The organism is Novosphingobium sediminis (genome assembly GCF_007991615.1).
Lineage (GTDB): Bacteria > Pseudomonadota > Alphaproteobacteria > Sphingomonadales > Sphingomonadaceae > Novosphingobium > Novosphingobium sediminis.
In genome coordinates this window covers 54,726-78,087 of the sequence record NZ_BJYR01000007.1, presented here as the reverse complement: position 1 = coordinate 78,087, position 23,362 = coordinate 54,726, and the positions used below count along the sequence as shown (strand labels likewise).

The following is a 23,362-nucleotide window of genomic DNA, read 5'->3' as shown; positions in this document are numbered from 1 at the left end:
TCAATTCCGCGTCACGCCGAAGCCGTGGCGGGGGAAGTGCACATTGACCGCGTCGGTCAGCGCATGTTCGCGGCGGATCACGATAGTGTTCGTATCGCAGCGGAGCAGGGTGCCGTGGCTGGGCATCACGCCGTAGTCGACCGGGGCGACCTGGACTTCGCTGCCGGGCGAAAGGCCGGGGATGTCGCTGCCCGGCTCCACGGCCAGCGGCTCTGCATCATGGGCGATGGCGAGCGCGTCCTCGGCGGAGATTGGCTTGCCCGGGTGTTGCCCGAACTTGCGCATGCGCTCCATCCACGCGCTGGCGTGGTGGTGGCTTGCCAGCCAATCAGCCATGCCGCCGCCCGCGTGGATGAACCACAGCATGTGGTAGACCGCGAAATCGGCGACGCTCCAGTCCGCGCCAAACAGGTAGGGACGGCCATCGCCCAGCTGGGCTTCCATCTCGGCGAGGAAGCGGGTGTAGCGCGCCTTCGCCTCATCGACCGAGGGGCGGCGCACCTGCGCGCCTTGCGCGAAATTGGCGCGGTCTTCGGCGAATGCTTGCGCAGCGCCGGGATCGGCGAAGAAATTGCCCATGTTCTCGGGCATGAAACGCAGGGTGACGGCGGCCCAGAACAGTTCGGTATCGACCCAGCGCGCAAGGGTTTGCGCGGCGAGCAACTGGCCAGCCGGAAAGAGCGTGGGGCCGGTGCCCTGATCGTCAAGATACTCGGCGATCAGCGCCGTATCGCAATAGACGTCTGCGCCGACCTGCAGCACCGGGATGCGCCGATAGCCGCCGGTAAGCGCGATTGTCGCCGGGCGCGGCATGACCATCGAGACTTGCAGCGAGCGCCAAGCCAGCGCCTTTGCGCCGAAGATCGCGCGCACTTTCTCCGAAAACGGCGATTCCGGATAATGGTGCAGGATCAGTTCGGCCATCGCATCAGTCCCTATTTCTTCACCGGCTCGGCGCCGGCTGCGCCGCCTTCGGGTTTCGCCGCATCCCACACCTTGCCGCCGCCGACCCAGGTTTCGAGCACCTTGGTCTTGCGGATGGCTTCAGGGCTGGCGGTCATCGGATCGGTATCGACGAAGATGAAATCGGCGCGCAGGCCGGGGGCGAGACGGCCAAAGCGTTTCTCGGCAAAGCCGGCATAGGCGGCATCGGCGGTGTAGCCCGCCAGCGCCGTCTCTCGGCTCACGCGCTCCTGCACCTGCCACCCGCCAGTGGGCTGGCCATTCTCGTCGATGCGGCTGATCGCGGCGGCGAAACCGGTCCACGGATCGGGGAGTTCGACCGGCGTATCGGAACCGAACGCCAGCACTGCTCCATGCGCCTTGGCCGAGGCCCAAGCATAAGCACCGGAAAGGCGCTCAGGCCCGAGCCGTGCTTCGGCCATCAGCCGGTCCGATGTCTGGTGCACCGGCTGCATCGAGGCGATCAGGCCGACCGACTTCGCAACGCGCTCCGCGATCGGCCAGTCGGCAGGATCAATCACCTGCGCGTGCTCGATCCGCCAGCGCCGATCACCCTTGTAGGTCTGCGCGAGGTTTTCCATCGCGCCCAGCAGCACCGCGTTCGCCTCGTCGCCGATGGCGTGAACGGCGATCTGGTAGTTGTCCATCGCGGCGCGGCTCATCAGGTTGCCAAGCTGGGTCTGGGTGAAGTTGGGCAGGCCGCGCGTATCGGGCCGGTCGTGATAGGGCGCCTTGAGCCACGCGCCGCGCGAGCCCAGCGCGCCATCGAGCAGGAGCTTGATGCCATTCAGCCGCAGCCGATCGGCATAGAGCCAGGGCGTCGGTCCGGGGCCGCCGATGCGGATCGTGTTATCGATCCCTGCGCCGTACACCATGATGCGCACGTATAGCGTGTTGGCATCGCCCGCGCGGCGGAAGGTCTGCCAGTCTTCCATCGTCGCGCCCATGTCCGCGACGGCGGTGAGGCCGCGGCGGTAGAAATTCTGCTGCGCGAGCGCGAAGGCGGCGTCGTAGTCACGCGGGGTCGGCGGCGGGACCTTCGCATCGACCAGACCGCGCGCATTGTCGACCAGCACGCCAGCGGGGGCGCCATCGGCAAGGCGGATGATCTCGCCGCCAGCGGGCGCGACGCTCGCGGCCGTCACTGCGCCGGCCTTGAGTGCGGCGGTGTTGCCCCAGGTGGCATGGCCGTCCGCGCGCTCGAGCCAGACGGGGCGATCGCTCACGACCGAATCGAGTTCAGCAGCGGTCGGGAAGCGGCCGAGATTCCAGCGTTCCTGGTTCCAGCCCCCGCCCAGCAGCCATGGGCGGTCCGGGTGCGCCTTGGCATAGGCGGCGATCTTCGCCAGCGCGTCTGCGAGGCTCTTCGTGTCGGACAGGTCCAGCGTCAGCGCGGCAAAACCGGTGCCCATCACGTGGACATGCGCGTCGATCAGGCCGGGCAGCATGATGCGGCCCTTGCCGTCGATGCGGTACTGGAAGCCCTTCTTCGGCGTCTTTTCGCCGTCGTGGATCAGTGCCTTCACCACGCCGGCATCGTCGAAGAGCATCGCCTTGAAGCGCTCGACATGGCCGTCCGCGCCGATGGTCTGGCCCTGAATGTTATCGACGAGGGTGTCGGCGTGGGCTGGGGCGGTGAGGGTTATTGCGAGCGCCGCGAGGCCCACCCCCAACCCCTCCCGCAAGCGGGAAAGGAGAAGAGAGGTGCGTCCCTCCCGCATCCGGGAGGGGAGTGCAGAGCGCAACAGGCCCCCCTCCCGCGTGCGGGAGGGGCTGGGGGTGGGCAAGGCCAAACCCGGCATCAGCCATTCCCCCGGCGCGGCAGTCGGCGGATCAGCGCGCTGGTATCCTGCCTTCCGCCGCCCAGCGCCTGCACATCGGCGTAGAACTGGTCGATCAGCGCGGTGGTGGGGACGCTTGCGCCCACGCTGCGTGCTTCTTCGATGGCAAGACCCAGGTCCTTGCGCATCCAGTCAACCGCGAAGCCGAAGTCGAACTCGTCCTTGGCCATGGTGTGCCAGCGGTTGTCCATCTGCCACGATTGCGCGGCGCCGCCGGAGATTGCCTCGAACACCTTGTCGAGATCGAGCCGTGCGGCCTGTGCGAAGCGGATGGCTTCCGAAAGGCCAGCGATGGCGCCCGCGATGCACATCTGGTTGGCCATCTTGGCGGTCTGCCCGGCGCCGGGCTTGCCGACGTGGGTGACGCGCTTGGCGTAGGCCGCGAGCACCGGGCGCGCCGCATCGACTGCCTTGGCGCTGCCGCCGCACATGATCGAAAGCGTGCCGGCTTCGGCGCCCGATTGTCCGCCGGTGACCGGGGCATCAACGCAGAGCAGCTCCTTGTCGCGGCCTTCCACCGCGATCTGGCGGGCAATTCGTGCCGAAACGGTGGTGTGATCGATGAACAGAGCGCCCCGGCGCAGGGTGCTGAACACGCCGGTGGGGCTGAGCACGACGTCCGAAAGGTCATCGTCGTTGCCAACGCAGGTAATCACCACGTCCGCGCCCTCGGCGGCTTCCGCCGGGCTGGCGGCGACGCGCGCGGCAAGTCCGGGATGCGCGGCTTGCCAACCTTCCGCGCGCTGGGGCGAGCGGTTGTAGATGGTGAGATGATGGCCTGCGCTGCCGAGATGACGGGCCATGGCCCCGCCCATCACGCCAAGACCAAGGAACGAAACGTTGAGGGGTGCGGTGCTTGCGTCTGTCATGGCTGCGGGTTCTAGAGTCTTTTCCACCGGCGTGGAAGCGGTAGCGGCCCACTCCTCCACCCGGCTATCCATTCAGGGTACACTCGCGAGCGCGGTGCCTGCCAGATTCGCGCCGCTATCGCACAAACGGCGCTTGCCGGGGCAGGCAGGCTCGGGCTAGCGCGCGCGGCATGTCTCGCACCTCTGCACTTGCCTCGTCAGCATTCTGGCTTTGCCTGACGGGCGCGGTGACGCTGGCGCTGCTCCCGCATCCGCCGGAGCTGCGCGAATTGAGCGACAAGGCGCAGCACATGCTGGCGTTCAGCACGCTGGCCTTTCTGGGTGCGTTCGCCTTTCCGCGCTTTCCCAAGACGCATCTGGCCGAGCGGCTCTCGTTTCTCGGCGCGCTGGTCGAAGTGTTGCAGGCCATCCCCTCGCTCCACCGGGACTGCGATATCCGCGACTGGATCGCCGATACGATCGCGATTGTTGTCGTCCTGTCGCTGCTTCACGCAATGAATTTGCCGCGCCGCAAGCGTTAGGCGCAACGAAGGTTCCCTTAGGGGCAGGTTTCGACTAGGGGCCGTAGCCCATGAGCACTGCCACCACTTCTGCCCCGCTGCTGACCCTCGACGATGTGCGCGCCGCTGCTGCGCGGATCGCCGGGCAGGTCGTGCGTACCCCCACGCTCCACAGCAAGACGCTGAGCGAGATTACCGGGGCGGAGATCTGGCTCAAGTTCGAGAACCTGCAGTTCACGGCGGCCTACAAGGAACGCGGCGCGCTCAATGCCTTGCTCCAGCTTACGGAGGAGCAGCGCTCGAAGGGCGTGATCGCGGCTTCGGCGGGCAACCACGCGCAGGGGCTTTCCTATCACGGTACGCGGCTCGGCATGCCTGTCACCATCGTGATGCCGCGCACCACGCCGACCGTGAAGATCATGCAGACCGAAAGCGTCGGCGGCACGGTCGTGCTGGAAGGCGAGACCTTCGACGAAGCCTATGCCCATGCGCGGCTGCTGGAAGCCGAACGCGGCATGACGTTTGTCCACCCCTTCGACGATCCGCAGGTTGCGGCCGGGCAGGGCACCGTCGCGCTGGAAATGCTGGAAGACGTGCCCGAACTCGAAACGCTGGTTGTGCCGATCGGCGGCGGCGGGCTGTTTTCGGGCATGGGCACCGCCGCGCGCGGGCTGAAGCCCTCGATCGGACTGGTCGGCGTGCAGGCCACGCTGTTCCCCTCGATGTACGCCAAGCTCAAGGGTCTGGAACTGCCCTGCGGCGGCGATACCATCGCCGAAGGCATCGCGGTGAAGGAGCCGGGCACGTTCACATCCGCTGTGCTCAAGAAGATCGCCGATGATATCGTGCTGGTGGGCGAGCCGGCGCTGGAAACCGCCGTTGCCGTGCTGCTGCAGATCGAGAAGACCGTGGTCGAGGGCGCAGGCGCAGCCGGCCTTGCCGCGGTGATGACGCACCGCAAGCGCTTTGCCGGGCGCAAGATCGGCCTCGTGCTGTGCGGTGGCAATATCGACACGCGCCTGCTGGCCAACGTGCTGCTGCGCGATCTGGCGCGCTCTGGCCGCCTCGCCCGGCTTCGGCTCACGCTGCAGGACCGGCCCGGGGCGCTGTTCAAGGTGGTGGAGGATTTCAACCGCCACCAGGTCAACATTCTGGAAGTCTGGCACAACCGCATCTTCACCTCGCTGCCGGCCAAGGGCCTTACCGCCGAGATCGAATGCGAAGCGCGCGACCGCGAGCAGATCGACCTGCTGGTCGCAGGCCTGCGCGCCAAGGGCTACGATGTGCAGCAGGTGGAGCTGGGTTAAGCCTGTTTCGTCACTTTTCAGGGCGAGCGCATCCCGATTCGGTACGCTTGCCAGCCTGTCAAAGACGCGGCTGCGAATTCCTTGCTGATTAACTACCTTTGGTGGTTAATGGCTCTTTCACCAATCGTCCGGGTAAGGCATGTTGCCCTTGTCAGCGCTTCCGGATGGTCCGGCGGCGCGACAAGAGGATAACGCCCCGGCCGTGACTGCGCCCGTCCGCTTTCCCCGCTTCTTCGTGACGAGCCCGATGCCGTGCCCCTATCTGCCGGGGAAAACCGAGCGCAAGGTGTTCACCGAGCTGAAGGGCCCGAACGCCGATGAGCTCAACGATGCGCTGGGCCGGATCGGCTTCCGCCGCAGCCAGACGGTCGCCTATCGTCCCAGCTGCATCGATTGTTCGGCCTGCATTTCGGTCCGCGTGGTGGCTGGCGATTTCGTGCCTTCGGCCACCCAGCGCAAGAACATGCGCCGCAACAGCGATCTCGTCGTCACCGCCTGCAAGCCGTGGTCCACTCCGGAACAATTCGAGTTGCTGCAGCGTTATCTGGCTGCCCGCCATCCCGGTGGCGGGATGGCCTCGATGGACGAGATGGACTTCGCCGACATGGTCGAGCACACGCCCGTCAGCACCTTCGTGATCGAGTATCGCGAGCCCGGTGTGGACGGGAAGCCCGGCAAGCTTGTCGGCGCATGCCTGACCGATCGTCAGGGCGATGGTCTCTCGATGATCTACAGCTTCTACGAACCCGATGATGCAAAGCGCCGGGGGCTTGGCAATTTCATCATTCTGGACCACATCCTTCATGCCGTCCGCATCGGTCTGCCCTATGTCTATCTTGGGTACTGGGTCGAAGGATCGGCACGGATGCAGTACAAAGTCCGGTACCGGCCCTTGGAACGGCTGGGCCGCGAAGGATGGGAACGCTTTGACCCCGATGAGCAGGCCCGCGCGATCGACCGCGCTGCGACCGCAAGGGGAGCGGACCGGCGAATCGCGGACGATACCGGCAAGGACGGTCTCGCCGCCGCGCAGACGCAGTACCGTCACATCTGACGTCCTGCTGGCGTTGCTGCCGGCTGTCTTGCTCGCCATTCTGCCGCAATTGGCACACGCCCAGTCGCGCGATGCAGATCAGGCGCTCGAGGATCTGATCCCGGATTCGGCGATGGACGACCCCAAGACATGGGCGAACCAGACCGAAGCGGCCAAAGTCCCGGTTCCTGATCCCGCTACGCTGCTTTCGCCCGATGCCATCGCACCGCTGACGGGTATTCCTGCAATCACGCTGGCCTGGCCCGATGCGGCGGAGCTGCCGCCGATCGAACTGCTCACGCCCGATCCCGATATCGGTGAAGCAGCCGAACAGGCCAAGGCCGCCGGCGATGCGCTGAGCAGCGATGCCGATCCCGGCAGCGGGCGCGGGATCGGCCAGATTCCCGGCGCAAGCGTCATCCCGATCTCGCCGCAGCTGGCGCTCGCCTTCCCGCCCGATATTGCCGCGCTGCCTGAACGCGAGGCTGTCACCACCCGCTTCGGAACGCTTGCCGCGCTGCGCAAGTTCGGCAACGAAGAGGATAACCTGGCCCAGCTGACCCGGCGTGCGCGGCAGGACACCGAACTGCTCCAGCAGGTGCTCAGGGTCTATGGCTACTACGACGCCGAGGTCCACCAGAGCACGACCGGCTATGCCGCGCCCGCCGAGGGTAGCGGGCCGGGGCCGGCGATCGATCTCAAGAAAGTGGGCGTGCGCTTCGATGTACGGCCCGGTCCGCGCTACATCTTCTCGCGCATCAGCCTTGGCGATATCGCTGCGGCACGCGATGCGGCGGCGCTGACCCGCGCCTTCGCGCTGTCGCCCGGCGATCCGGTCAACTCCGACCGGATCATGGCCGAGCGCGATCACCTGATTACCGCGCTGGGCGAGGGCGGCCATGCCTTTGCGAAGGTCGGCGAACCCGATCTTTCGATCGACCATGCCGATCGCACCGGCAACCTGATCGTGCCGGTCACCAGCGGCGGGCAATACGTGATGGGTCAGATCCACAGCTCGCTGCCCGACTACCTCTCCGCCCGCCATCTCTCGCGCATCGCCCGCTTCCGCCCCGGTGATCCCTACCGCCGTTCCCGCGTCGATGATCTCAGGCAGGCGATCCTGGCAACAGGCCTGGTTTCGGCCGTCACCATCACCCCGCGCGAAACCACCCCGGCGGCAGACCCGCAGCCGGGCGTCGCCGATATCGACATCACGCTGTCCAAGGCCCCGCAGCGCACGATCGCCGGGCTTGTCGGTTATTCGAGCGGCGAAGGTCTGCGGGTCGAGGCGAGCTGGGAGAACCGCAACTTCTTCCCGCCCGAAGGTCTCGTGCGCTTCCGCGGCGTGGTCGGCACGCGCGAACAGTTGGCGGGGGCAACTTATCGCCGCAACAACTTCTTCGGGCGCGATCAGGTGCTCACCGCCGATCTTTATGCCCAGACCCGTCGGACGGACGCCTACCAGGCCCGCACGCTCTCGTTCTCGACCACGTTCGAAAAGCAGACCACGCTGATCTTCCAGAAGGCGTGGGTCTGGTCAGCGGGCTTCGAACTGCTCGCGACGAGCGAACTGCCTGCTGCTGCAGGTTCCGTCCGCACGACCTACTTCATCGGCGCGCTGCCCCTGCGCGGCGCGTATGATGGAAGCAACGACCTGCTCGATCCCAAGCGCGGCGTGCGCGTCTCGCTGCGGGTGAGCCCTGAAATCTCGGTGCAGAACGGCACGAAGTCGAGCTATGTCCGCGCGCAACTCGATGCGAGCGCCTATCAGCCGATCACCAGCCGCGTGGTTCTGGCAGAGCGGGTGCGGCTGGGCACGATCCCCGGCACAAGCGTTACCAGCATCGCGCCATCGCGGCGGTTCTATGCCGGCGGCGGCGCATCGGTGCGCGGCTTTGCCTATCAGGCGGTCGGCCCGCGCGATGCGCTTGGCAATCCCAGCGGCGGGCGCAGCCTGTCTGAATTCTCGCTCGAGGCCCGCGTCAAGACCGGGCTGATGGGCGGCGCGGTTAGCGTCGTGCCATTCGTCGATGCGGGCACGGTGGGCACGACCGCCTCGCCCACGGTCAACGGTCTCAAGGTCGGCGTCGGGCTTGGCCTGCGCTACCAGACCAGCTTCGGGCCGATCCGTATCGACCTCGGCACGCCGCTCAATCCGGAAAAGGGTGACAGCCGCATCGGCGTCTACGTCAGCCTCGGGCAGGCCTTCTGATGGCGGAGCCGGTGCCGACCGAAACGCCGACCCCCGAGCCGCACCCGGCGCGCAAGGGCCGCCTTCGCCGCTTGCTCGGCTGGGGCCGCGGGCTGTTCCTTGCCGCGCTGCTGTTCGTGCTGGCGATCGGCGGTTCGGTCTTCGTACTCGATTCCTCGATTGGCCACCGCTTCGTGGCAGACCGCATCGCGGCAATCGTGCCCGCCTCGGGTCTTAGGGTCCGCATCGGGCGGATCGATGGCACGTTGTTCGGCGGCATGAGCCTGCACGAAGTGGTGCTGAGCGATCCCGACGGCCGCTTCATGGTCGTGCCCGAAGCCTCGCTCGATTGGCGGCCGCTGGCATGGTTCGGGCTCGATCCGCGCGCCGGGCTGTTCAAGGGCCTCGATATCCGCTCGCTGATCCTGAAACGCGGCACCTTGCTGCGCGCGCCGCGGCTGAACCCGGGCGATCCCGATGCGCCGATCCTGCCCGATTTCGATATCCGCATCGGCAAGCTGGCGGCGGAGAATCTCGTTATCGACCGCTCCATCATGGGCGAACGTCGGCGGATCGATTTTGCCGCGCGCACCGATATCCGGCGCGGGCGGGCGCTCGTCAGCCTTGGCGGGCGGCTTGGCGGGCGGGACCGGCTGCGCCTGCGTCTGGATAGCGAGCCTGACCGCAACAAGTTCGCGCTCGATTTCATCTACAACGCGCCAAAGGACGGACTGCTCGCGGCGCTAACCGGCGTGAAGCGCGATATCGCTGCCCGCGCCGGCGGCAAGGGCACGTTCCAGGAATGGCGCGGCTGGGGCGCGGCAACCGATGGTGGGCGGAGGCTCGCGGCGTTCGAACTGGAAAACCGCACCGGGCACTACAAGCTGGCGGGGCAGGTGTTCCCGGGCGACCTGCTCGGCCCTGCAGCGCGGCGCGCGAGCGGCGACAAGGTCTCGGTTGTCGCCGATGGTACGGCCAGCGGCGGTACGCTGCGCGGCAAGGTCTTCGCCGGGGCGGCAGCGCTCACGGCGACGGCTGCGGGTGGTCTCGATCTGGTGGCCAACCGCGCCGAAGCGGTGAAGGTGCGGGCGGTGGTGACCCGGCCCGATCTGCTGCTGGCGGGCACCGGCACCGAACTGCAAGGCGCACAGCTGAACGCTACCGTCGATGGCCGCTTCACTGCACTCGCGATCATCCACGATCTGCGCGCGGCGCGGCTGCGCAGCGGCCCGGTCCTCGCCGAAGGGCTGCGCACGGCAGGCACCGCCTATTGGGATGGCAAGCGCCTGCGCCTGCCGCTCGCGCTCACCGCGCAACTGCTGAAGACCGGGCAGGCGATGGTCGATCCACGATTGCCGGGGGCACGGCTGTCGGGCGATCTCGTGCTGGCGGGCAACAAGCTCACAGCGGACCGCCTCGATCTCACGCTGAAGGGCGCCTCGGCGCGGCTGGCGCTCGATGGCGATCTCGCGCGCAGCCGCTTTGCGCTTTCGGGGCCCGTCACGGCGCGGGGAATCGCGCTGCCTGATCTGGGACTCGCCGACGGCGAGGCGCGGATTGCGCTCACAATCGGCGGCGGTCAAAGCTGGTCGCTCACCGCCGATGGTGCGGGCCGTCTGGCGCGGATCGACAACGCCACGCTCGCCAATCTGACCGGCGGCAACGTGCGGGTGCGCGCCGCGCTGACGGCGGGCGGATCGCAGCCCTTCGTGGTGCAGAACGCGAACCTCACGTCCACCAAGCTGAGCCTTGCGCTGCACGGCGAGGCTTTGCGCGGCGGTGAAGCGACGCTTTCGGGTTCGGGGCGCCACATCGACTATGGCAGCTTCACCTTCGATGCCGCGCTGACTGAGGATGGCCCCAACGCCACACTCGTGCTGGCCAATCCGCTGCCAGCCGCAAGCCTCAAGGACGTGCGCCTCGCGTTGAGCGCCGAAGGCGAGGGCTTCCGCATCGAAACCAAGGGCGAGTCCCGCCTCGGGGCGTTCAGCGGTCTCATCATGCTCACTGCGCCCAAGGATGGGCCAGTGCGGCTCGGCATCGAGCGCTTCAACGTCTACCAGACCGAGATCACCGGCAGCGTGGGGATTGCCAAGGAGGGCGCGACGGGGAGTCTGGCGCTCGCCGGGGGCGGCGTGAAGGGCACGATCGACTTCGCGCCCGACGGTGCAGGGCAGGTGCTCAAGGCCGCGATAACCGCGCGCGGCGCGCGCTTTGGCGGCGACAACCCCATCGCGGTCGGCAATGCCGAGATCACCGCCGAAGGCCGGATCGAGGGCGGCGACAGCACGCTGCAGGCTTCGCTCAAGGCTGAGGGGATCAGCGCGGGCAAGCTCTTCATCGGCCGCCTCGCGGCAGACGTGGCGCTCGTCAACGGTTCGGGCAGCGTCACCGCCTCGCTGGCCGGACGGCGCGGGACGAGCTTTGCCTTGCAAGGGACCGCCGCCTTCTCGCCCGACAAGATCATCGCCTTCGTCGCGGGTGATTATGCCGGCCGCATCATTTCCATGCCCCGCCGTGCAGTGCTGGAACGCGAACCGGATGAGGCGGGCGGGGGCGTTGCGGCAGGCTGGCGGCTCGAACCCACCCAGATCGATTTCGGCCGGGGCAGCGTAATTGCCAGCGGCCACGTGCTCGGCGGGGCGACCAAGCTCAAGCTGATGCTTTCACGCATGCCGCTTTCGGTGCTTGATATCGTGCTTCCTGATCTCGGGCTCGGAGGGCTCGCCTCAGGCGTGATCGATTACGAGAACGACCATCTCGGTGCTCCATCGGGTCATGCCGCCGTTGAGGTAAAGGGCCTCACTCGTTCGGGCCTCGTCCTGACCTCAAGGCCGCTTGACCTTGCGCTCGTGGCCTCGCTCGATCCTGCCGCGCTGCAAGTCCGCGCGGTGGCGCGCGAGGGCGCGGCGATGCGCGGGCGGGTGCAGGCGCTGGTTTCCGATCTGCCGCGCGGCGGCACTATGCTCGAGCGGCTGCGCGGTGGCAGCCTCAAGGCCGAACTGCGCTACAGCGGCCCTGCGGAATCGCTGTGGCGGCTTGCCGCCATCGAGGTGATCGACCTCACCGGTCCGCTGGGCGCGGCAGCAAGCGTGACGGGCTCGCTCGATCACCCGGTGATCACCGGGGCGGTCGCCACCCGGGCGCTGCGCGTGCAATCGAACCTGACGGGCTCCGATGTGCGCGATGTCGAGGCGCTCGGCAGCTTTGCCGATGCGCGGCTCAGCCTCGCGCATTTCAGCGGGACCACGGCGGGCGGCGGCACTGTCAGCGGCAGCGGCATTGTCGATCTTTCCAACGCGGCGACGCGCGGCGTCGGGCTCGACCTCCGGCTGGCGGCAACAAACGCCCAGCTCATCAACCGCGACGACATGGCCGCAACCGTGACCGGCCCGCTGCGCCTCGTTTCCGATGGCATTGGCGGCACCATCGCCGGGCGCGTCCATATTGACCGTGCGCGCTGGACGCTGGGCCGCGCCAATGTGACCGAAGCGCTGCCCGCGATCACCACGCACGAGAGCAATCAGCGCGCCGACGTGGCCCCGCCGCGCGTGCCCTACACGCCGTGGAAGTACCTGATCGACGCCGCCGGCGCGGACCGCATCGATGTGCGCGGGCTTGGCCTTGAAAGCGAATGGGGCGCGGATGTTCGCCTGCGCGGCGATACCGCCAATCCGCAGATCTTCGGCAGCGCCGATCTTGTGCGCGGCAGTTATGAATTTGCCGGACGGCGCTTTGATCTGACGCGCGGGCGCATCCGCTTTGTCGGCGAAGTGCCGGTCGATCCGCGGCTTGATATCGTCGCGGAAGGCGATGCCAACGGGGTGACTGCCAAGATCGCGATCAGCGGTTCTGCGCTGAAGCCGCAGATCACGTTCAGCTCTGTCCCGGCTCTGCCCGAGGAAGAACTGCTTTCCCGCATGCTGTTTGGCAGCTCGATCACCCAGATTTCAGCGCCGGAGGCCGTGCAGCTCGCCTCGGCGCTCGCCAGCTTCCGCAGCGGTGGAGGGCTCGATCCGATCAACAAGCTGCGCAGCGCGATCGGTCTGGACCGCCTGCGCATCATCAGTGCCGATGCCTCGGTCGGCCGCAGCACATCGATCGCGGTCGGCAAGTACCTCGGCAGGCGCGTTTTCGTCGAACTCATCACCGACGGGCGTGGCTACAGCGCGACGTCTGTCGAATTCCGCATGACGCGCTGGCTGGTGCTCCTGGGCACCGTCTCCACGATTGGCGACGAAAGCCTCAACCTCAAGGCGTCCAAGGACTACTAAAACCGGCGGGCAAACAAAAACCCCGCGCTGCCCTGGGCAGCGCGGGGTCTTGTTACAGTCGTCGCAGGGCGATCAGGCGCCCGCGATGGTCTTCAGTTCCATGAAGTCCTTGAGGCCGTAGACGCCGCCTTCGCGGCCATTGCCGGACTGCTTGTAGCCGCCGAAGGCACCGCCCTTGACGCCGCCCCACTGGTTCACCGCGACGAGGCCTGCGCGCAGGCGGCCGACGATGCCCTTGGCGGTCTCGGGATCGCCGGTGACGACCGCCGAAAGCCCGTAGGCCGTGCGGTTGGCGAGCTCGATGCCATCTTCGATGCCATCATAGGTGGTGATCGTGGCGACGGGGCCGAAGGTTTCCTCGCGGAAGATCGTCATGTCCGGCGTCACGTCCGAGAACACGGTCGGGCGGATGTAGTAGCCGCGGTTGACGTTGTCCGGCAGGCCCGGTCCGCCTTCGAGCAGCGCTGCACCCTCGGCGATCGAGGTGTCGATCAGCGACTGGATCTTGGTCCACTGCGCCTTGTTGACGACAGGCCCAATGTGCGCGCCGTCTTCTTCGGGGCTGCCGACCTTCACCGCCGCGAAGTAGTTCTTCACGAAGGTCTCGGCCTCTTCCTTGCGCGACTTGGGCACGAGGATGCGGGTCGGCGCGATGCAGCTCTGGCCGGTGTTGGCAACCACGCCCTGCAGCGTGGCAGGCAGCGTCGCGGCAAAGTCGGCGTCTTCGAGCACGAGGTTGGGCGACTTGCCGCCAAGTTCCTGGTGCACGCGCTTGACCGTGTCAGCCGCGTTCTTGGCAATCTGGATGCCCGCGCGGGTCGAGCCGGTGAAGCTCACCATATCGACATCGGGGTGGACCGTCAGCGCCACGCCGACGCCGGGGCCATCACCCTGGACGAGGTTGAACACGCCGGCCGGCACGCCCGCAGCATGCATGACTTCGGCGATGATCACCGCGTTCGAGGGGCACTCTTCCGAAGGCTTGAGCACGACTGTGTTGCCAGCCGCAATGCACGGGGCGATCTTGGCACAGATCTGGTTGAGCGGCCAGTTCCACGGCGTGATCGCCGCGACGACGCCGATCGGCTCATGCACGAAGCGCGCATTGGCACCGGGGACCGGATGCTCCCACACGAAGTCTTCCAGCGCTTCCAGCGTGCCGAGGATATAGCCCATGCCAGCGCCCACCTGCGCGGTGCCGGCGAATCCGATCGGGGCGCCCATTTCCTCGCTGATGACCTTGGCGAAATCCGGGATGCGCTTCTTGTATTCGGCGAGAATGCGCTGAAGCAGCGCCTTGCGTTCCTCAACCGGCATACCGGCAAAGGCGGGGAAGGCGGCCTTTGCAGCAGCAACGGCCTTGTCGACATCGGCCTGGCTGCCGAGCGTGATGACCGCGCAGGCCTCTTCGGTTGCCGGATTGATCACTTCGTGGCGCTTGCCGCCTTCGCTGTCGACCCAGGCGCCGTTGATGTAGTGCTGGAGATGCTCACGCATCGGTGTTCTCCCAAAGTTGTTAGGTTGCCAAACGATTGAGGGGTTCCGGCTGACGATGGCAAGTCCGGTATGTGATTGCAACGTATTTGGCGATCGCCCGATGCTAGCGCAAGGATTGGCCGGAACGGCCATGCTAACCGTTTAGATAGGCCGAAACCTCGCCATTATCTGAACATCGATCTCTTCAGTGCGTAACCGGCGATAACCGTTTCTTTCCATCCTTTCCCTATGTCTGGTCAAATGGGTCTGGATACCATCAGCCGCGGAACCGCTGGGCGTCCGTCGGTGCGCAACTTGCGCACCGGCTGGATTGCGCTTGCGACCTTCCTGGCGCTGATCGCTCTGTCGGCCCTGCTGGTCGCCGTTTTCTCCCGCTCGACGCGCATAGCCGACGAACTGGCCCGCGAAGACGAGCGCGTGCTGGTGACGCGCTATCTCGATCAACTCGGCAGCTCGATCGTGGCAGCGCAGAAGGTGCAGCTCACCTGGGACGATGCCATGCGCAATGCCGTGCTGGCCGACAACGAAACCTGGGCCAACCACTTCCTCGGCGATTTCGTGTGGAACAACCTTGAGACCGATGCGATGTTTCTGGTCCGCCCGGATGGCTCGCTGGTCCACGGCTGGGCGCAGGGCCGGCCGACCGGAGACGTCGGGTATCAGGAAGTGCGCTGGCACGTCGAGGACCTGATCGGCCGGGCCAGGCACAATGTGCCGCTGGGCGGGCGCATCGCGGCTATGAAGAAGCTGGACGATATCGATTGGCCGGTTGCGGCTTCGGGTCAGCCGCTCAACCGCTGGGCAGCAACGCCGGTCTTGCGCCATGGCCGGCCGGCTTTCCTGTCGGTCATCTCGATCGTGCCGGACAACGATTACAGCCTGCTGCGACGCGAGCCCAATTACGTCGCCACGCTGCGCTATCTCGATGGCTCGATCCTTACCAAGATGGGTGGTGATCTGGTCCTGAGTGACATCAGCTTCGTGCCCGATGATGCGCGGATCGGCGCGGCCAACGCGGTTCCGCTCAGCACGGCGTTTGGCGATCACATCGGCTGGATCACCTGGACCGCCAAAGTGCCCGGCCCGAAGATCGTCCGACGTACCGCGCCGGTGCTGGCGACGTTCATCCTGTTCTTCCTCGGCGTCGTCGCGGGCGGCGCGGTGATCGTGCGGCGCATGCGGCTGACGGCAAACGAGCTCAAGGCCAGCGAGGCGCAGGCCCAGCACAACGCCCTGCACGATGCCATGACCGGCCTCCCCAACCGCGTCTATTACATGCAGCGCCTGCGTTCCCTGCTGAGCGAATTCATCGAGGGTGAGGCAAAAGGCAACCTCTTCGTCGCCTATATCGATATCGACGGCTTCAAGCTGGTGAACGATACGATGGGCCACCACGTCGGCGACGAACTGGTTCGCATGGTCGCCCATCGCCTGCGCGAAGCCCTGCCGCGCGATGCTTTCATCGCGCGCTTCGGCGGGGACGAATTCGTGCTGCTGCATGCCAGCGAGGCTGGTGCGCGCGCGGCGGATCGCCTCGGCAGCAAGATCATTTCGCTGATGCGCAAACCCTTCGTGATTTCCGGCAACACGCTGGAAGTCTCGGTCTCCTGCGGGATCAGCTGGGGGCCCGAACAGAGCGAGGATCCGGGCGAACTGCTCCGCCGCGCTGATATCGCGCTCTACCGCGCCAAGCAGCGCGGCCGCGGGCGCTATCGCCGCTTCACGCCGGACATGGACGCCAGCGTGAAACTGCGCCGCGAGATGGAAATGGAGCTGCGCCTCGCGATCACGCGCGGCGAGCTGTCGGTTGCCTACCAGCCGGTGGTCGAGACCGGCACTGGTACGATCAACGGATTCGAGGCCTTGCTGCGGTGGAACCACCCCGAGCGCGGCGAGATCCGTCCGGACCTGTTTGTGCCAATCGCCGAACAGGGCGGGTTGATGATCCCGCTCGGCACCTGGGTGCTGCGCCATGTCTTCACCGAATGCCGCAGTTGGCCGGATTGTGACATCTCGGTCAATCTTTCACCGCTGCAGATCATGGCGGGCGATTTCCTGCCGATGCTCGCAGGGCTGCTCGAAGAAACGGGGATGGACCCGCAGCGGCTGGTGTTCGAAGTGACCGAAGGCGTCATGCTCGATCGCAGCGCGCACGTGATCGGCGTGCTGCGCGAACTCAACCACATGGGCATCCGCGTCGCGCTCGATGATTTCGGGATCGGCTATTCCTCGCTGTCATACCTGCGCTCGTTCCAGTTCGACCGGATCAAGATCGACCGCTCCTTCGTCTCCAACATCGAGCGTGACCGGGATGCCCACTCGATCCTTTGCGCCATCACCACGCTGGGCAAGACCCTGCGCATGAAGGTCGTGGCGGAAGGCGTCGAAACCGAAGTGCAGCGCCTGCTGGTGCAAGCTGCCGGCTGCGAGCTGGTGCAGGGCTACCTGTTCTGGGCCGCACTGCCTGCCGAAGAAGCCCGCACGCTGTTGGCGGAACGGGATGCCGAAGCACTGGTGCGGCGCGCATCCTGAAGCGGGCGATCAATCCCGCGCTGCGGTGATCAGGTCGAGCGGAAAAAGGTGCGCAGCCCCGCAATCGCGAACAGGATCAAGGCTATCGCTGTCGCGATAACCATCAGCAAGCCCAGTCCGATCGGGTTGCTGTCCGCGGGTCCGAACGCGATTTCATAAAGCAATGGCGCCCATCCGGCGGCCATCACCACAAGACCGGCTTTCACGCACCTGCTCATCGCTGATTGCCCCAACCGTGGAGGGCCAACGTCGTGATCGAGATCGCGGAAGTCAACCCGCGCAGGCGCAGTGGTGGCTTGCCGCCTGAACCGCCGGCTCAGCCCTTGGTCGAACCGGCGTTGTCGGCGCTGGCAGTCACGGTGCGCGGATAGATGAAGCCCTTTGCCGTGCTCGGGCGCAGGCCCAGCGAGCGGGTCGGCGCATACCACACGCGCACTTCGCTCCAGTCGCCAGCGGCGGAAACGTCCACCGCCATCACGCCGCGCTCGACCATGCCCGGGCGCGACCAGTTGGCGTGATTGATCAGGATGTGACGGCTGTCGACGACCTTGTTGACGACGGCGACGTGGCCATAGGGCATCGAACGGGTGCCAGCGAACGCGAGGACCGCGCCAACCTTGGGCGTCTGGCCGCGATCATAACGGCCTTCGGCATGGCCCCACCAATCACGCGCATTTCCGCTGAGCTGCACTTCGGAAACCTGACGCGCATACGTCACGCACTGGAGCCGCGCGTTGGCCGCCGAAGGCAGCGCGAAGAGCGACAGGAGGACGATGCATGCTGCGATTATGGTCTTGTGCATGTGCAGCATCTCTAAGGATCACAGCCGATTCGAGGAGTCCGCGCCCCTTCCGTTCATCGGGCGGCAATCTCGGTTCGTCCCGAGTCGGGCGGGGGCTGTGGAAAAGATCACAGCGCCCCGCAAAAGCCCGACGGCCTGCCCGCCGGAGGCACCACTCCTCCTTGCCTCCAAACGAAAAAGGCGCCCGGTTTCCCGGACGCCTCTTTCTGACCAAGCGCTGATCTGATGAAATCAGGCGCTGTAGTACATGTCGAATTCGACGGCCGACGGCGTGGTTTCCCAGCGCATCACTTCGGGCCACTTCAGTTCGATGTAGGCTTCGATCTGGTCCTTGGTGAACACGCCGCCCTGGAGCAGGAAGTCGTGGTCAGCCTCGAGCGAGTTCAGCGCTTCGCGGAGCGAACCGCAGACGGTCGGCACTTCGGCGAGTTCGGCCGGCGGCAGATCGTAGAGGTTCTTGTCCATGGCTTCGCCCGGGTGGATCTTGTTCTTGATCCCGTCGAGGCCGGCCATGAGCAGCGCGGCGTAGCACAGGTAGGGGTTGGCCATCGCGTCGGGGAAACGGAATTCCACGCGCTTTGCCTTGGCACCCGAACCATAAGGGATGCGGCACGAGGCCGAACGGTTGCGCGCCGAGTAGGCGAGCAGCACGGGGGCTTCGAAGCCCGGCACCAGACGCTTGTAGCTGTTGGTGGTCGGGTTGGTGAAGGCGTTGAGGGCCTTCGCGTGCTTGATCACGCCGCCGATGAAGTAGAGGCACATGTCCGACAGGCCGGCATAGCCGTTACCGGCGAAGAGCGGCTTGCCCTGATCCCAGATCGAGATGTGGGTGTGCATGCCGCTGCCGTTGTCCGACTTGATCGGCTTGGGCATGAACGTGGCGGTCTTGCCGTAGGCCTGCGCGACCTGATGGACGACGTACTTGTAGACCTGCATGCGGTCGGCGGTCTGGACGAGCGTGCCGAAGGTGAGGCCGAGCTCGTGCTGGGCCGAGGCCACTTCGTGGTGGTGCTTGTCGCAGGGCAGGCCCATGTCGATCATGGTGCGGACCATCTCGGCGCGGATGTCGACGCAGCTGTCGACCGGCGCGACCGGGAAGTAGCCGCCCTTGGCGCGCGGACGGTGGGCGAGGTTGCCGCCTTCGTAGTCCTTGTTCGAGTTGGTCGGCAGTTCGACGTCGTCGATACGGAAGCCGTTGCCATCGTAGCCGTCGTAGAACTTGACGTCATCGAAGATGAAGAATTCGGCTTCGGGACCGACGTAGACGGTGTCGCCCGTGCCGCTCGCCTTGACGAAGGCTTCAGCGCGCTTGGCGGTCGAACGCGGATCGCGGGCGTAGAGTTCGCCAGTCGAGGGCTCGACGATGTCGCAGCAGATGATCAGCATCGGGGTGGCCGAGAACGGATCGATGTAGACCGCGTCGAGGTCCGGCTTCAGGATCATGTCGGATTCGTTGATGGCCTTCCAGCCCTCGATCGAGGAGCCGTCAAACATCAGGCCGTCTTCGAGTTCGTCCTCGCCGAGCACCGACGAAACCATCGTGAGGTGCTGCCACTTGCCCTTCGGGTCGGTGAAACGCAGATCAACCCATTCGATTTCCTCGTCCTTGATGCGGGCGAGAATGTCCTTTGCAGTAGCCATCGCTGGTCCTTTAACTGGCCTCGGCCCGTGCCGGGGCGCTCAGTGGTTTCAGGTTTGGAGAAGCCGCCGGCCCGCAGCTGCCTCCGGTTGAGGTTTTCCGGGTCCTAGATCGCGTCGTTATCGCGTTCGCCGGTACGGATGCGCAGCGCGCTCTCGACCGCGAACACGAAGATCTTGCCATCGCCGATGCGCCCCGTCTGCGCGGCGCTGGCGATCGCCTCGACCACACGGTCGACCATGGCGTCGCCCACCACGACTTCGAGTTTCACCTTGGGCAGGAAATCGACGACATATTCGGCGCCGCGATAGAGTTCGGTATGGCCCTTCTGCCGGCCGAAGCCCTTGGCTTCGGTGACGGTGATGCCGGAAACGCCGATTTCGTGGAGCGCTTCCTTCACCTCGTCCAGCTTGAAGGGCTTGATGATCGCTTCGACCTTTTTCACTCGATCATTCCCTGCAGGCAGACCGGTTCCGGACCCTCAAGTCCTGACCGGCGGTGTTGGTATTCGTACGGAGCCCGATACAGGATCAACTATCCAAGAATCGTGCCACGCGGGTACTACCCTCCACTAGGACAGGAATGTGGCGCGCGGAAGCCGGAAAACGGCCACTCCGGCAAGAATACAAGGCGCGTAAGCGCACCCGCATTGCGCAAGTTGCGCAGTCGGGATGGTTTGGTGCACAAGATTTGCGCAAGCGCTGCCTAATTTTTAGGCAGATGTATCTGGGGGTTACCCCGCGTAAGGCGGCTGGTGCAGGCCCTTGGGGCTCAGCGTGAAGATCTCGCAGCCCGTTTCCGTCACGCCGATCGAATGTTCGAACTGCGCGGAGAGCGAACGGTCGCGCGTTACTGCCGTCCAGCCGTCGTCGAGCAGTTTTACGCCCGGCTTGCCGAGATTGATCATCGGTTCGATCGTGAAGAACATGCCGGGGCGCAGTTCCGGGCCGGTGCCCTTGTGCGCGGCGTGGATCACTTCGGGCGCATCGTGGAACAGGCGGCCGAGGCCGTGGCCGCAGAATTCGCGCACCACGCCGTAGCGGTGGCGTTCGGCATGGGCTTGGATAGCCGCGCCGATATCGCCGAGCCGCGCGCCGGGCTTCACTTGCTCGATGCCGATCATCAGGCATTCGTAGGTCACGTCGACCAGTCGCCGCGCCTTCAGCGCGACATCGCCGACGAGGTACATGCGGCTGGAATCGCCGTGCCAGCCATCGAGCAGCGGGGTGACATCGATGTTCACGATATCGCCTTCGCGCAGGATCCGCGCATCGGACGGAATGCCGTGGCACACCACGTGATTGATCGAGATGCAGCACGAATGGGTGTAGCCGCGGTAGCCCAGCGTCGCCGGAATGGCGCCGCCATCCAGCGTCATCTGCCGCACCACATCATCGAGTGCGGCGGTCGAGACGCCCGGTTGCACCAGCGGCGCCAGCGCATCGAGAATCTCGGCGGCGAGGCGCCCGGCCTTGCGCATGCCTTCAAAGCCTGCGGGGCCATGCAGTTTGATGGTGCCGTCGCGCGGCATCACATCGGTTTCATCGGCGATCACATAGTCGGTCATCCCGGTCATGTAGCGTGTCTCGCCCTGAAATGCGAGATCACGGAGCCACAAACGCGGCCTTGAATTCCGGTTTGACCGCAGCGAGCACCGCGGGGGTGACAGGCAGCGTCACTTCATAGGTTCCTTCGGCATATGGTCCGGCGTCGTAGGGCGCGATCAGGAAGCCGATCCGATCGAAGCCGATGCGGCCCTTCGATCCCAGGATCACCACTTCCTCAAGCGGATCGATGCACTTCACGAAGGGATCGTCCGGATCATCCCACACCTCGTCGCCTTCGCGCCGTTTGGCCCGTTCCTTGCCGAGCGCGGCGCAGAACGGGCCCTGGACTGCACGCCTCAGCGCGGCGGGCGATGTGAACAGGTCGATCACGGAGCGGCGCTTGCCGGCGGACTTGTCCCAGAGGATCGTCTGGAACGCCGTATTGCCGTGGGCGCCTCCGCTGAAGAGGTAGATCTGCGCGGAGAGGCTGAGCCAGCCGGGCAGGTCGGTCACCACCTGCCATTCGGTCTCGCTCTCGTAGGCGTTGAACGAGATGGCCTCGGCCTTGGCATCCTTGGCGGCTTCCTTCGCCTCGCTGGCGAGGTCGGCCTTGGTGCGGGCAAGGTCGGCTTCCAGCCAGTCGCGCAAGCCGGGAAGGGCAGCTGCCGCAGCGGGGTAGCTGTAGGCGAACTCATAGAGGTCGTTCTTCTCGCTGACCTTGCGTGCCTCCGCACTCGAAACGGGCGGCGCGGGCGGGGCGGGGGGCACCGCAGAGGCGCTCGCCGCAGCACCGGCGGTAGCCTTGCCGGGCTCGGCGGATTTCTGGCAACCGGCCAGCAGCGGGATCAGTGCAAGTGCTAAAGCCAAGCGGCGCATGCAATTTCCTCTCGCACTCACCGCCAAGCTGCGGCAAGCATCAAAGGTACGATGACCCAGCTTGATGCACTGATCCAGCCCGATCGTGGCCAAAAGGCCATTCCGCTCCACCTGATCGACAAGCAGAGCCTGCCCGGCTGGCTTGCCGGCCTGACCGCTGCGCAGCGCGCGGTGCTGGCGGGGCAAGGCTTCGAGGGCGGGGCTGGCGAGACCGCCATCGTTCCCGATGCCGCCGGTGCGGGGGAAGGCTGGTTCGCGGTGGCGGGCGTTTCCGATCCGGCACGGCTTTCCAGCTGGTGCCTCGCGCCGCTGGCGGAACGGCTGCCGGCAGGCACCTACCGCCTCGCCAATCCCGGTGCGGAGGGGCCCGCGCTGATCGGCTGGCGGCTCGCGCAGTATCGCTTCGACCGCTATCGCAGCGAGCCGTCCGAAAAGGGCGCGCGCCTGCTGCTAACGGGCGCGCTTGGTGCGATGAACGCAGCGCAGGCCGAGGCTGATGCGGTCATCCGCGTGCGCGATCTGGTCAATACCCCGGCGGAGGACATGGGCCCCGCACAGCTGGAGGCAGAGGCACGCGCGCTTGCCAAGGCGCATCACGGCGTGATCCACGTTATCTCGGGCGATGCTCTTGAGCGTGACTATCCGATGGTCCACGCGGTGGGCCGCGCCGCTGCCCGCAGCCATGCACCCCGGCTGATCGAGATCGAATGGGGCGATCCGGCGCACCCGCGCCTTGCCATCGTCGGCAAGGGGGTGTGCTTCGATTCCGGCGGGCTGGACATGAAGCCGAGTTCGGCGATGGCGCTGATGAAGAAGGACATGGGCGGCGCCGCTCATGCGCTGGCGCTGGCGGGCCTCGTGATGGGCGCGGGGCTCCCGGTGCGGCTGCATGTGCTGGTCCCGGCGGTGGAAAACGCGGTTTCCGGCAATGCCTTCCGCCCCGGCGATGTGCTGCGCTCGCGCGCGGGGCTTTCGGTGGAGATCACCAATACCGATGCCGAAGGGCGGCTGGTGCTGGGCGATGCGCTGGTCCGCGCCTGCGAGACCAAGCCTGAACTGATGATCGATTTCGCCACGTTGACCGGCGCGGCGCGCGTGGCGCTTGGCCCTGATCTGCCGGCCATGTTCGCCCGCACCGACGAGACGGCGAACGGCCTGCTCGCTGCCGGGCTGGAGCGCGACGATCCGTGCTGGCGGCTGCCGCTCCACGATGGCTATCGGGAAATGCTCAAATCCGATGTCGCCGATCTGCAAAACAGCCCTTCCGGCGGATTTGCCGGGGCGACCGTCGCGGCGCTGTTTCTGGACCGGTTCGTGGCGGAAGGCGTTGATTGGGCGCACTTTGATACGTTCGCCTGGCGCCCTGCCAGCAAGCCCGGCCGACCCAAGGGCGGCGAGGCGCTGGGCCTGCGCGCGGCGTGGGGGCTGATCCAGTCTCGTTTTGGCCAATCAGGCAGGACCGGCGCGCCTTGAACCCGGAGCCGGATGCCT

17 protein-coding genes are annotated in these 23,362 nt (G+C 66.2%); 7 read left to right on the top strand and 10 right to left on the bottom strand.

Translation table 11 applies throughout. The annotated features are described in order from the left end of the window. The 3 genes from NSE01_RS04990 to NSE01_RS04980 all read right to left on the bottom strand — a co-directional run bounded on the left by NSE01_RS04990 (window position 1) and on the right by NSE01_RS04980 (window position 3,673). Window positions 1-924 (bottom strand): glutathione S-transferase family protein, encoded by a 924-nt coding sequence (locus NSE01_RS04990; protein ID WP_147158538.1) that lies wholly within the window; start codon window positions 922-924, stop codon window positions 1-3. 11 nt (window positions 925-935) lie between these two features. After that, window positions 936-2,684, bottom strand: a complete 1,749-nt coding sequence (locus NSE01_RS04985) for an amidohydrolase (protein ID WP_147158712.1) — start codon at window positions 2,682-2,684, stop codon at window positions 936-938. 80 nt (window positions 2,685-2,764) lie between these two features. After that, a complete protein-coding gene (locus tag NSE01_RS04980; RefSeq protein WP_147158537.1) occupies window positions 2,765-3,673 on the bottom strand; it encodes an NAD(P)-dependent oxidoreductase in 909 nt (302 codons plus the stop codon). Window positions 3,674-3,843: 170 nt separating this feature from the next. On the opposite strand from NSE01_RS04980, the gene NSE01_RS04975 reads away from it, so the two are divergent. The 5 genes from NSE01_RS04975 to NSE01_RS04955 all read left to right on the top strand — a co-directional run bounded on the left by NSE01_RS04975 (window position 3,844) and on the right by NSE01_RS04955 (window position 12,978). Then, on the top strand, window positions 3,844-4,194 hold the full coding sequence (locus NSE01_RS04975; RefSeq protein ID WP_147158536.1) for a VanZ family protein: 351 nt from the start codon (window positions 3,844-3,846) through the stop codon (window positions 4,192-4,194). 50 nt (window positions 4,195-4,244) lie between these two features. Next, window positions 4,245-5,480, top strand: coding sequence for a threonine ammonia-lyase (locus NSE01_RS04970; protein ID WP_147158535.1), 1,236 nt, complete (start codon window positions 4,245-4,247; stop codon window positions 5,478-5,480). Between the two features lie 202 nt (window positions 5,481-5,682). After that, window positions 5,683-6,534, top strand: coding sequence for an arginyltransferase (locus tag NSE01_RS04965; RefSeq protein WP_147158534.1), 852 nt, complete (start codon window positions 5,683-5,685; stop codon window positions 6,532-6,534). Window positions 6,535-6,562: 28 nt separating this feature from the next. Then, a complete protein-coding gene (locus NSE01_RS04960; protein ID WP_246135039.1) occupies window positions 6,563-8,725 on the top strand; it encodes an autotransporter assembly complex protein TamA in 2,163 nt (720 codons plus the stop codon). After that, window positions 8,725-12,978 carry a translocation/assembly module TamB domain-containing protein gene (locus NSE01_RS04955; RefSeq protein ID WP_147158533.1) on the top strand — a complete coding sequence of 1,418 codons (4,254 nt, stop codon included), beginning with the start codon at window positions 8,725-8,727 and terminating at the stop codon, window positions 12,976-12,978. The genes NSE01_RS04960 and NSE01_RS04955 overlap by 1 nt, the downstream gene beginning before the upstream one ends. A gap of 72 nt (window positions 12,979-13,050) precedes the next feature. On the opposite strand, the gene NSE01_RS04950 is transcribed toward NSE01_RS04955, so the two are convergent. After that, a complete protein-coding gene (locus NSE01_RS04950; protein WP_147158532.1) occupies window positions 13,051-14,475 on the bottom strand; it encodes an aldehyde dehydrogenase family protein in 1,425 nt (474 codons plus the stop codon). Window positions 14,476-14,715: 240 nt separating this feature from the next. Between NSE01_RS04950 and NSE01_RS04945 the strand changes: the two genes are divergently transcribed. Beyond that, window positions 14,716-17,007 (top strand): putative bifunctional diguanylate cyclase/phosphodiesterase, encoded by a 2,292-nt coding sequence (locus tag NSE01_RS04945; protein WP_147158531.1) that lies wholly within the window; start codon window positions 14,716-14,718, stop codon window positions 17,005-17,007. Window positions 17,008-17,036: 29 nt separating this feature from the next. Here NSE01_RS04945 and NSE01_RS21170 read toward each other — a convergent pair whose 3' ends face one another. From NSE01_RS21170 to NSE01_RS04920, 6 genes are all read right to left on the bottom strand, one after another. Further along, window positions 17,037-17,213: a hypothetical protein gene (locus tag NSE01_RS21170; RefSeq protein WP_170233765.1), complete on the bottom strand. Its 177-nt coding sequence runs from the start codon at window positions 17,211-17,213 to the stop codon at window positions 17,037-17,039. Between the two features lie 110 nt (window positions 17,214-17,323). Next, complete coding sequence (locus NSE01_RS04940) at window positions 17,324-17,809, bottom strand: CHAP domain-containing protein (RefSeq protein ID WP_147158530.1); 486 nt, start codon at window positions 17,807-17,809, stop codon at window positions 17,324-17,326. A 231-nt stretch (window positions 17,810-18,040) separates the two neighbouring features. After that, complete coding sequence (gene glnA, locus NSE01_RS04935) at window positions 18,041-19,450, bottom strand: type I glutamate--ammonia ligase (RefSeq protein ID WP_147158529.1); 1,410 nt, start codon at window positions 19,448-19,450, stop codon at window positions 18,041-18,043. A 104-nt stretch (window positions 19,451-19,554) separates the two neighbouring features. Then, window positions 19,555-19,893 carry a P-II family nitrogen regulator gene (locus tag NSE01_RS04930; protein WP_147158528.1) on the bottom strand — a complete coding sequence of 113 codons (339 nt, stop codon included), beginning with the start codon at window positions 19,891-19,893 and terminating at the stop codon, window positions 19,555-19,557. A 288-nt stretch (window positions 19,894-20,181) separates the two neighbouring features. Further along, window positions 20,182-21,024: a type I methionyl aminopeptidase gene (map, locus tag NSE01_RS04925; RefSeq protein WP_174811996.1), complete on the bottom strand. Its 843-nt coding sequence runs from the start codon at window positions 21,022-21,024 to the stop codon at window positions 20,182-20,184. 28 nt (window positions 21,025-21,052) lie between these two features. Further along, window positions 21,053-21,871 carry a DUF3298 and DUF4163 domain-containing protein gene (locus NSE01_RS04920; protein ID WP_147158527.1) on the bottom strand — a complete coding sequence of 273 codons (819 nt, stop codon included), beginning with the start codon at window positions 21,869-21,871 and terminating at the stop codon, window positions 21,053-21,055. Between the two features lie 51 nt (window positions 21,872-21,922). Between NSE01_RS04920 and NSE01_RS04915 the strand changes: the two genes are divergently transcribed. Then, window positions 21,923-23,344, top strand: a complete 1,422-nt coding sequence (locus NSE01_RS04915) for a leucyl aminopeptidase family protein (protein ID WP_147158526.1) — start codon at window positions 21,923-21,925, stop codon at window positions 23,342-23,344. Window positions 23,345-23,362 lie beyond the last annotated feature (18 nt).

Excerpts from the sequence above, each read along its gene's own strand:
- NSE01_RS04975 (WP_147158536.1), top strand. The coding sequence starts at position 3,844 with ATGTCTCGCACCTCTGCACTTGCCTCGTCAGCATTCTGGCTTTGCCTG.
- NSE01_RS04920 (WP_147158527.1), bottom strand. The coding sequence starts at position 21,871 with ATGCGCCGCTTGGCTTTAGCACTTGCACTGATCCCGCTGCTGGCCGGT.
- NSE01_RS04990 (WP_147158538.1), bottom strand. The coding sequence starts at position 924 with ATGGCCGAACTGATCCTGCACCATTATCCGGAATCGCCGTTTTCGGAG.
- NSE01_RS04970 (WP_147158535.1), top strand. The coding sequence starts at position 4,245 with ATGAGCACTGCCACCACTTCTGCCCCGCTGCTGACCCTCGACGATGTG.
- NSE01_RS04955 (WP_147158533.1), top strand. The coding sequence starts at position 8,725 with ATGGCGGAGCCGGTGCCGACCGAAACGCCGACCCCCGAGCCGCACCCG.
- NSE01_RS04950 (WP_147158532.1), bottom strand. The coding sequence starts at position 14,475 with ATGCGTGAGCATCTCCAGCACTACATCAACGGCGCCTGGGTCGACAGC.
- NSE01_RS04915 (WP_147158526.1), top strand. The coding sequence starts at position 21,923 with ATGACCCAGCTTGATGCACTGATCCAGCCCGATCGTGGCCAAAAGGCC.
- glnA (WP_147158529.1), bottom strand. The coding sequence starts at position 19,450 with ATGGCTACTGCAAAGGACATTCTCGCCCGCATCAAGGACGAGGAAATC.
- NSE01_RS04985 (WP_147158712.1), bottom strand. The coding sequence starts at position 2,684 with ATGCGGGAGGGACGCACCTCTCTTCTCCTTTCCCGCTTGCGGGAGGGG.
- NSE01_RS04940 (WP_147158530.1), bottom strand. The coding sequence starts at position 17,809 with ATGCACAAGACCATAATCGCAGCATGCATCGTCCTCCTGTCGCTCTTC.
- NSE01_RS04945 (WP_147158531.1), top strand. The coding sequence starts at position 14,716 with ATGGGTCTGGATACCATCAGCCGCGGAACCGCTGGGCGTCCGTCGGTG.
- map (WP_174811996.1), bottom strand. The coding sequence starts at position 21,024 with ATGACCGGGATGACCGACTATGTGATCGCCGATGAAACCGATGTGATG.
- NSE01_RS04980 (WP_147158537.1), bottom strand. The coding sequence starts at position 3,673 with ATGACAGACGCAAGCACCGCACCCCTCAACGTTTCGTTCCTTGGTCTT.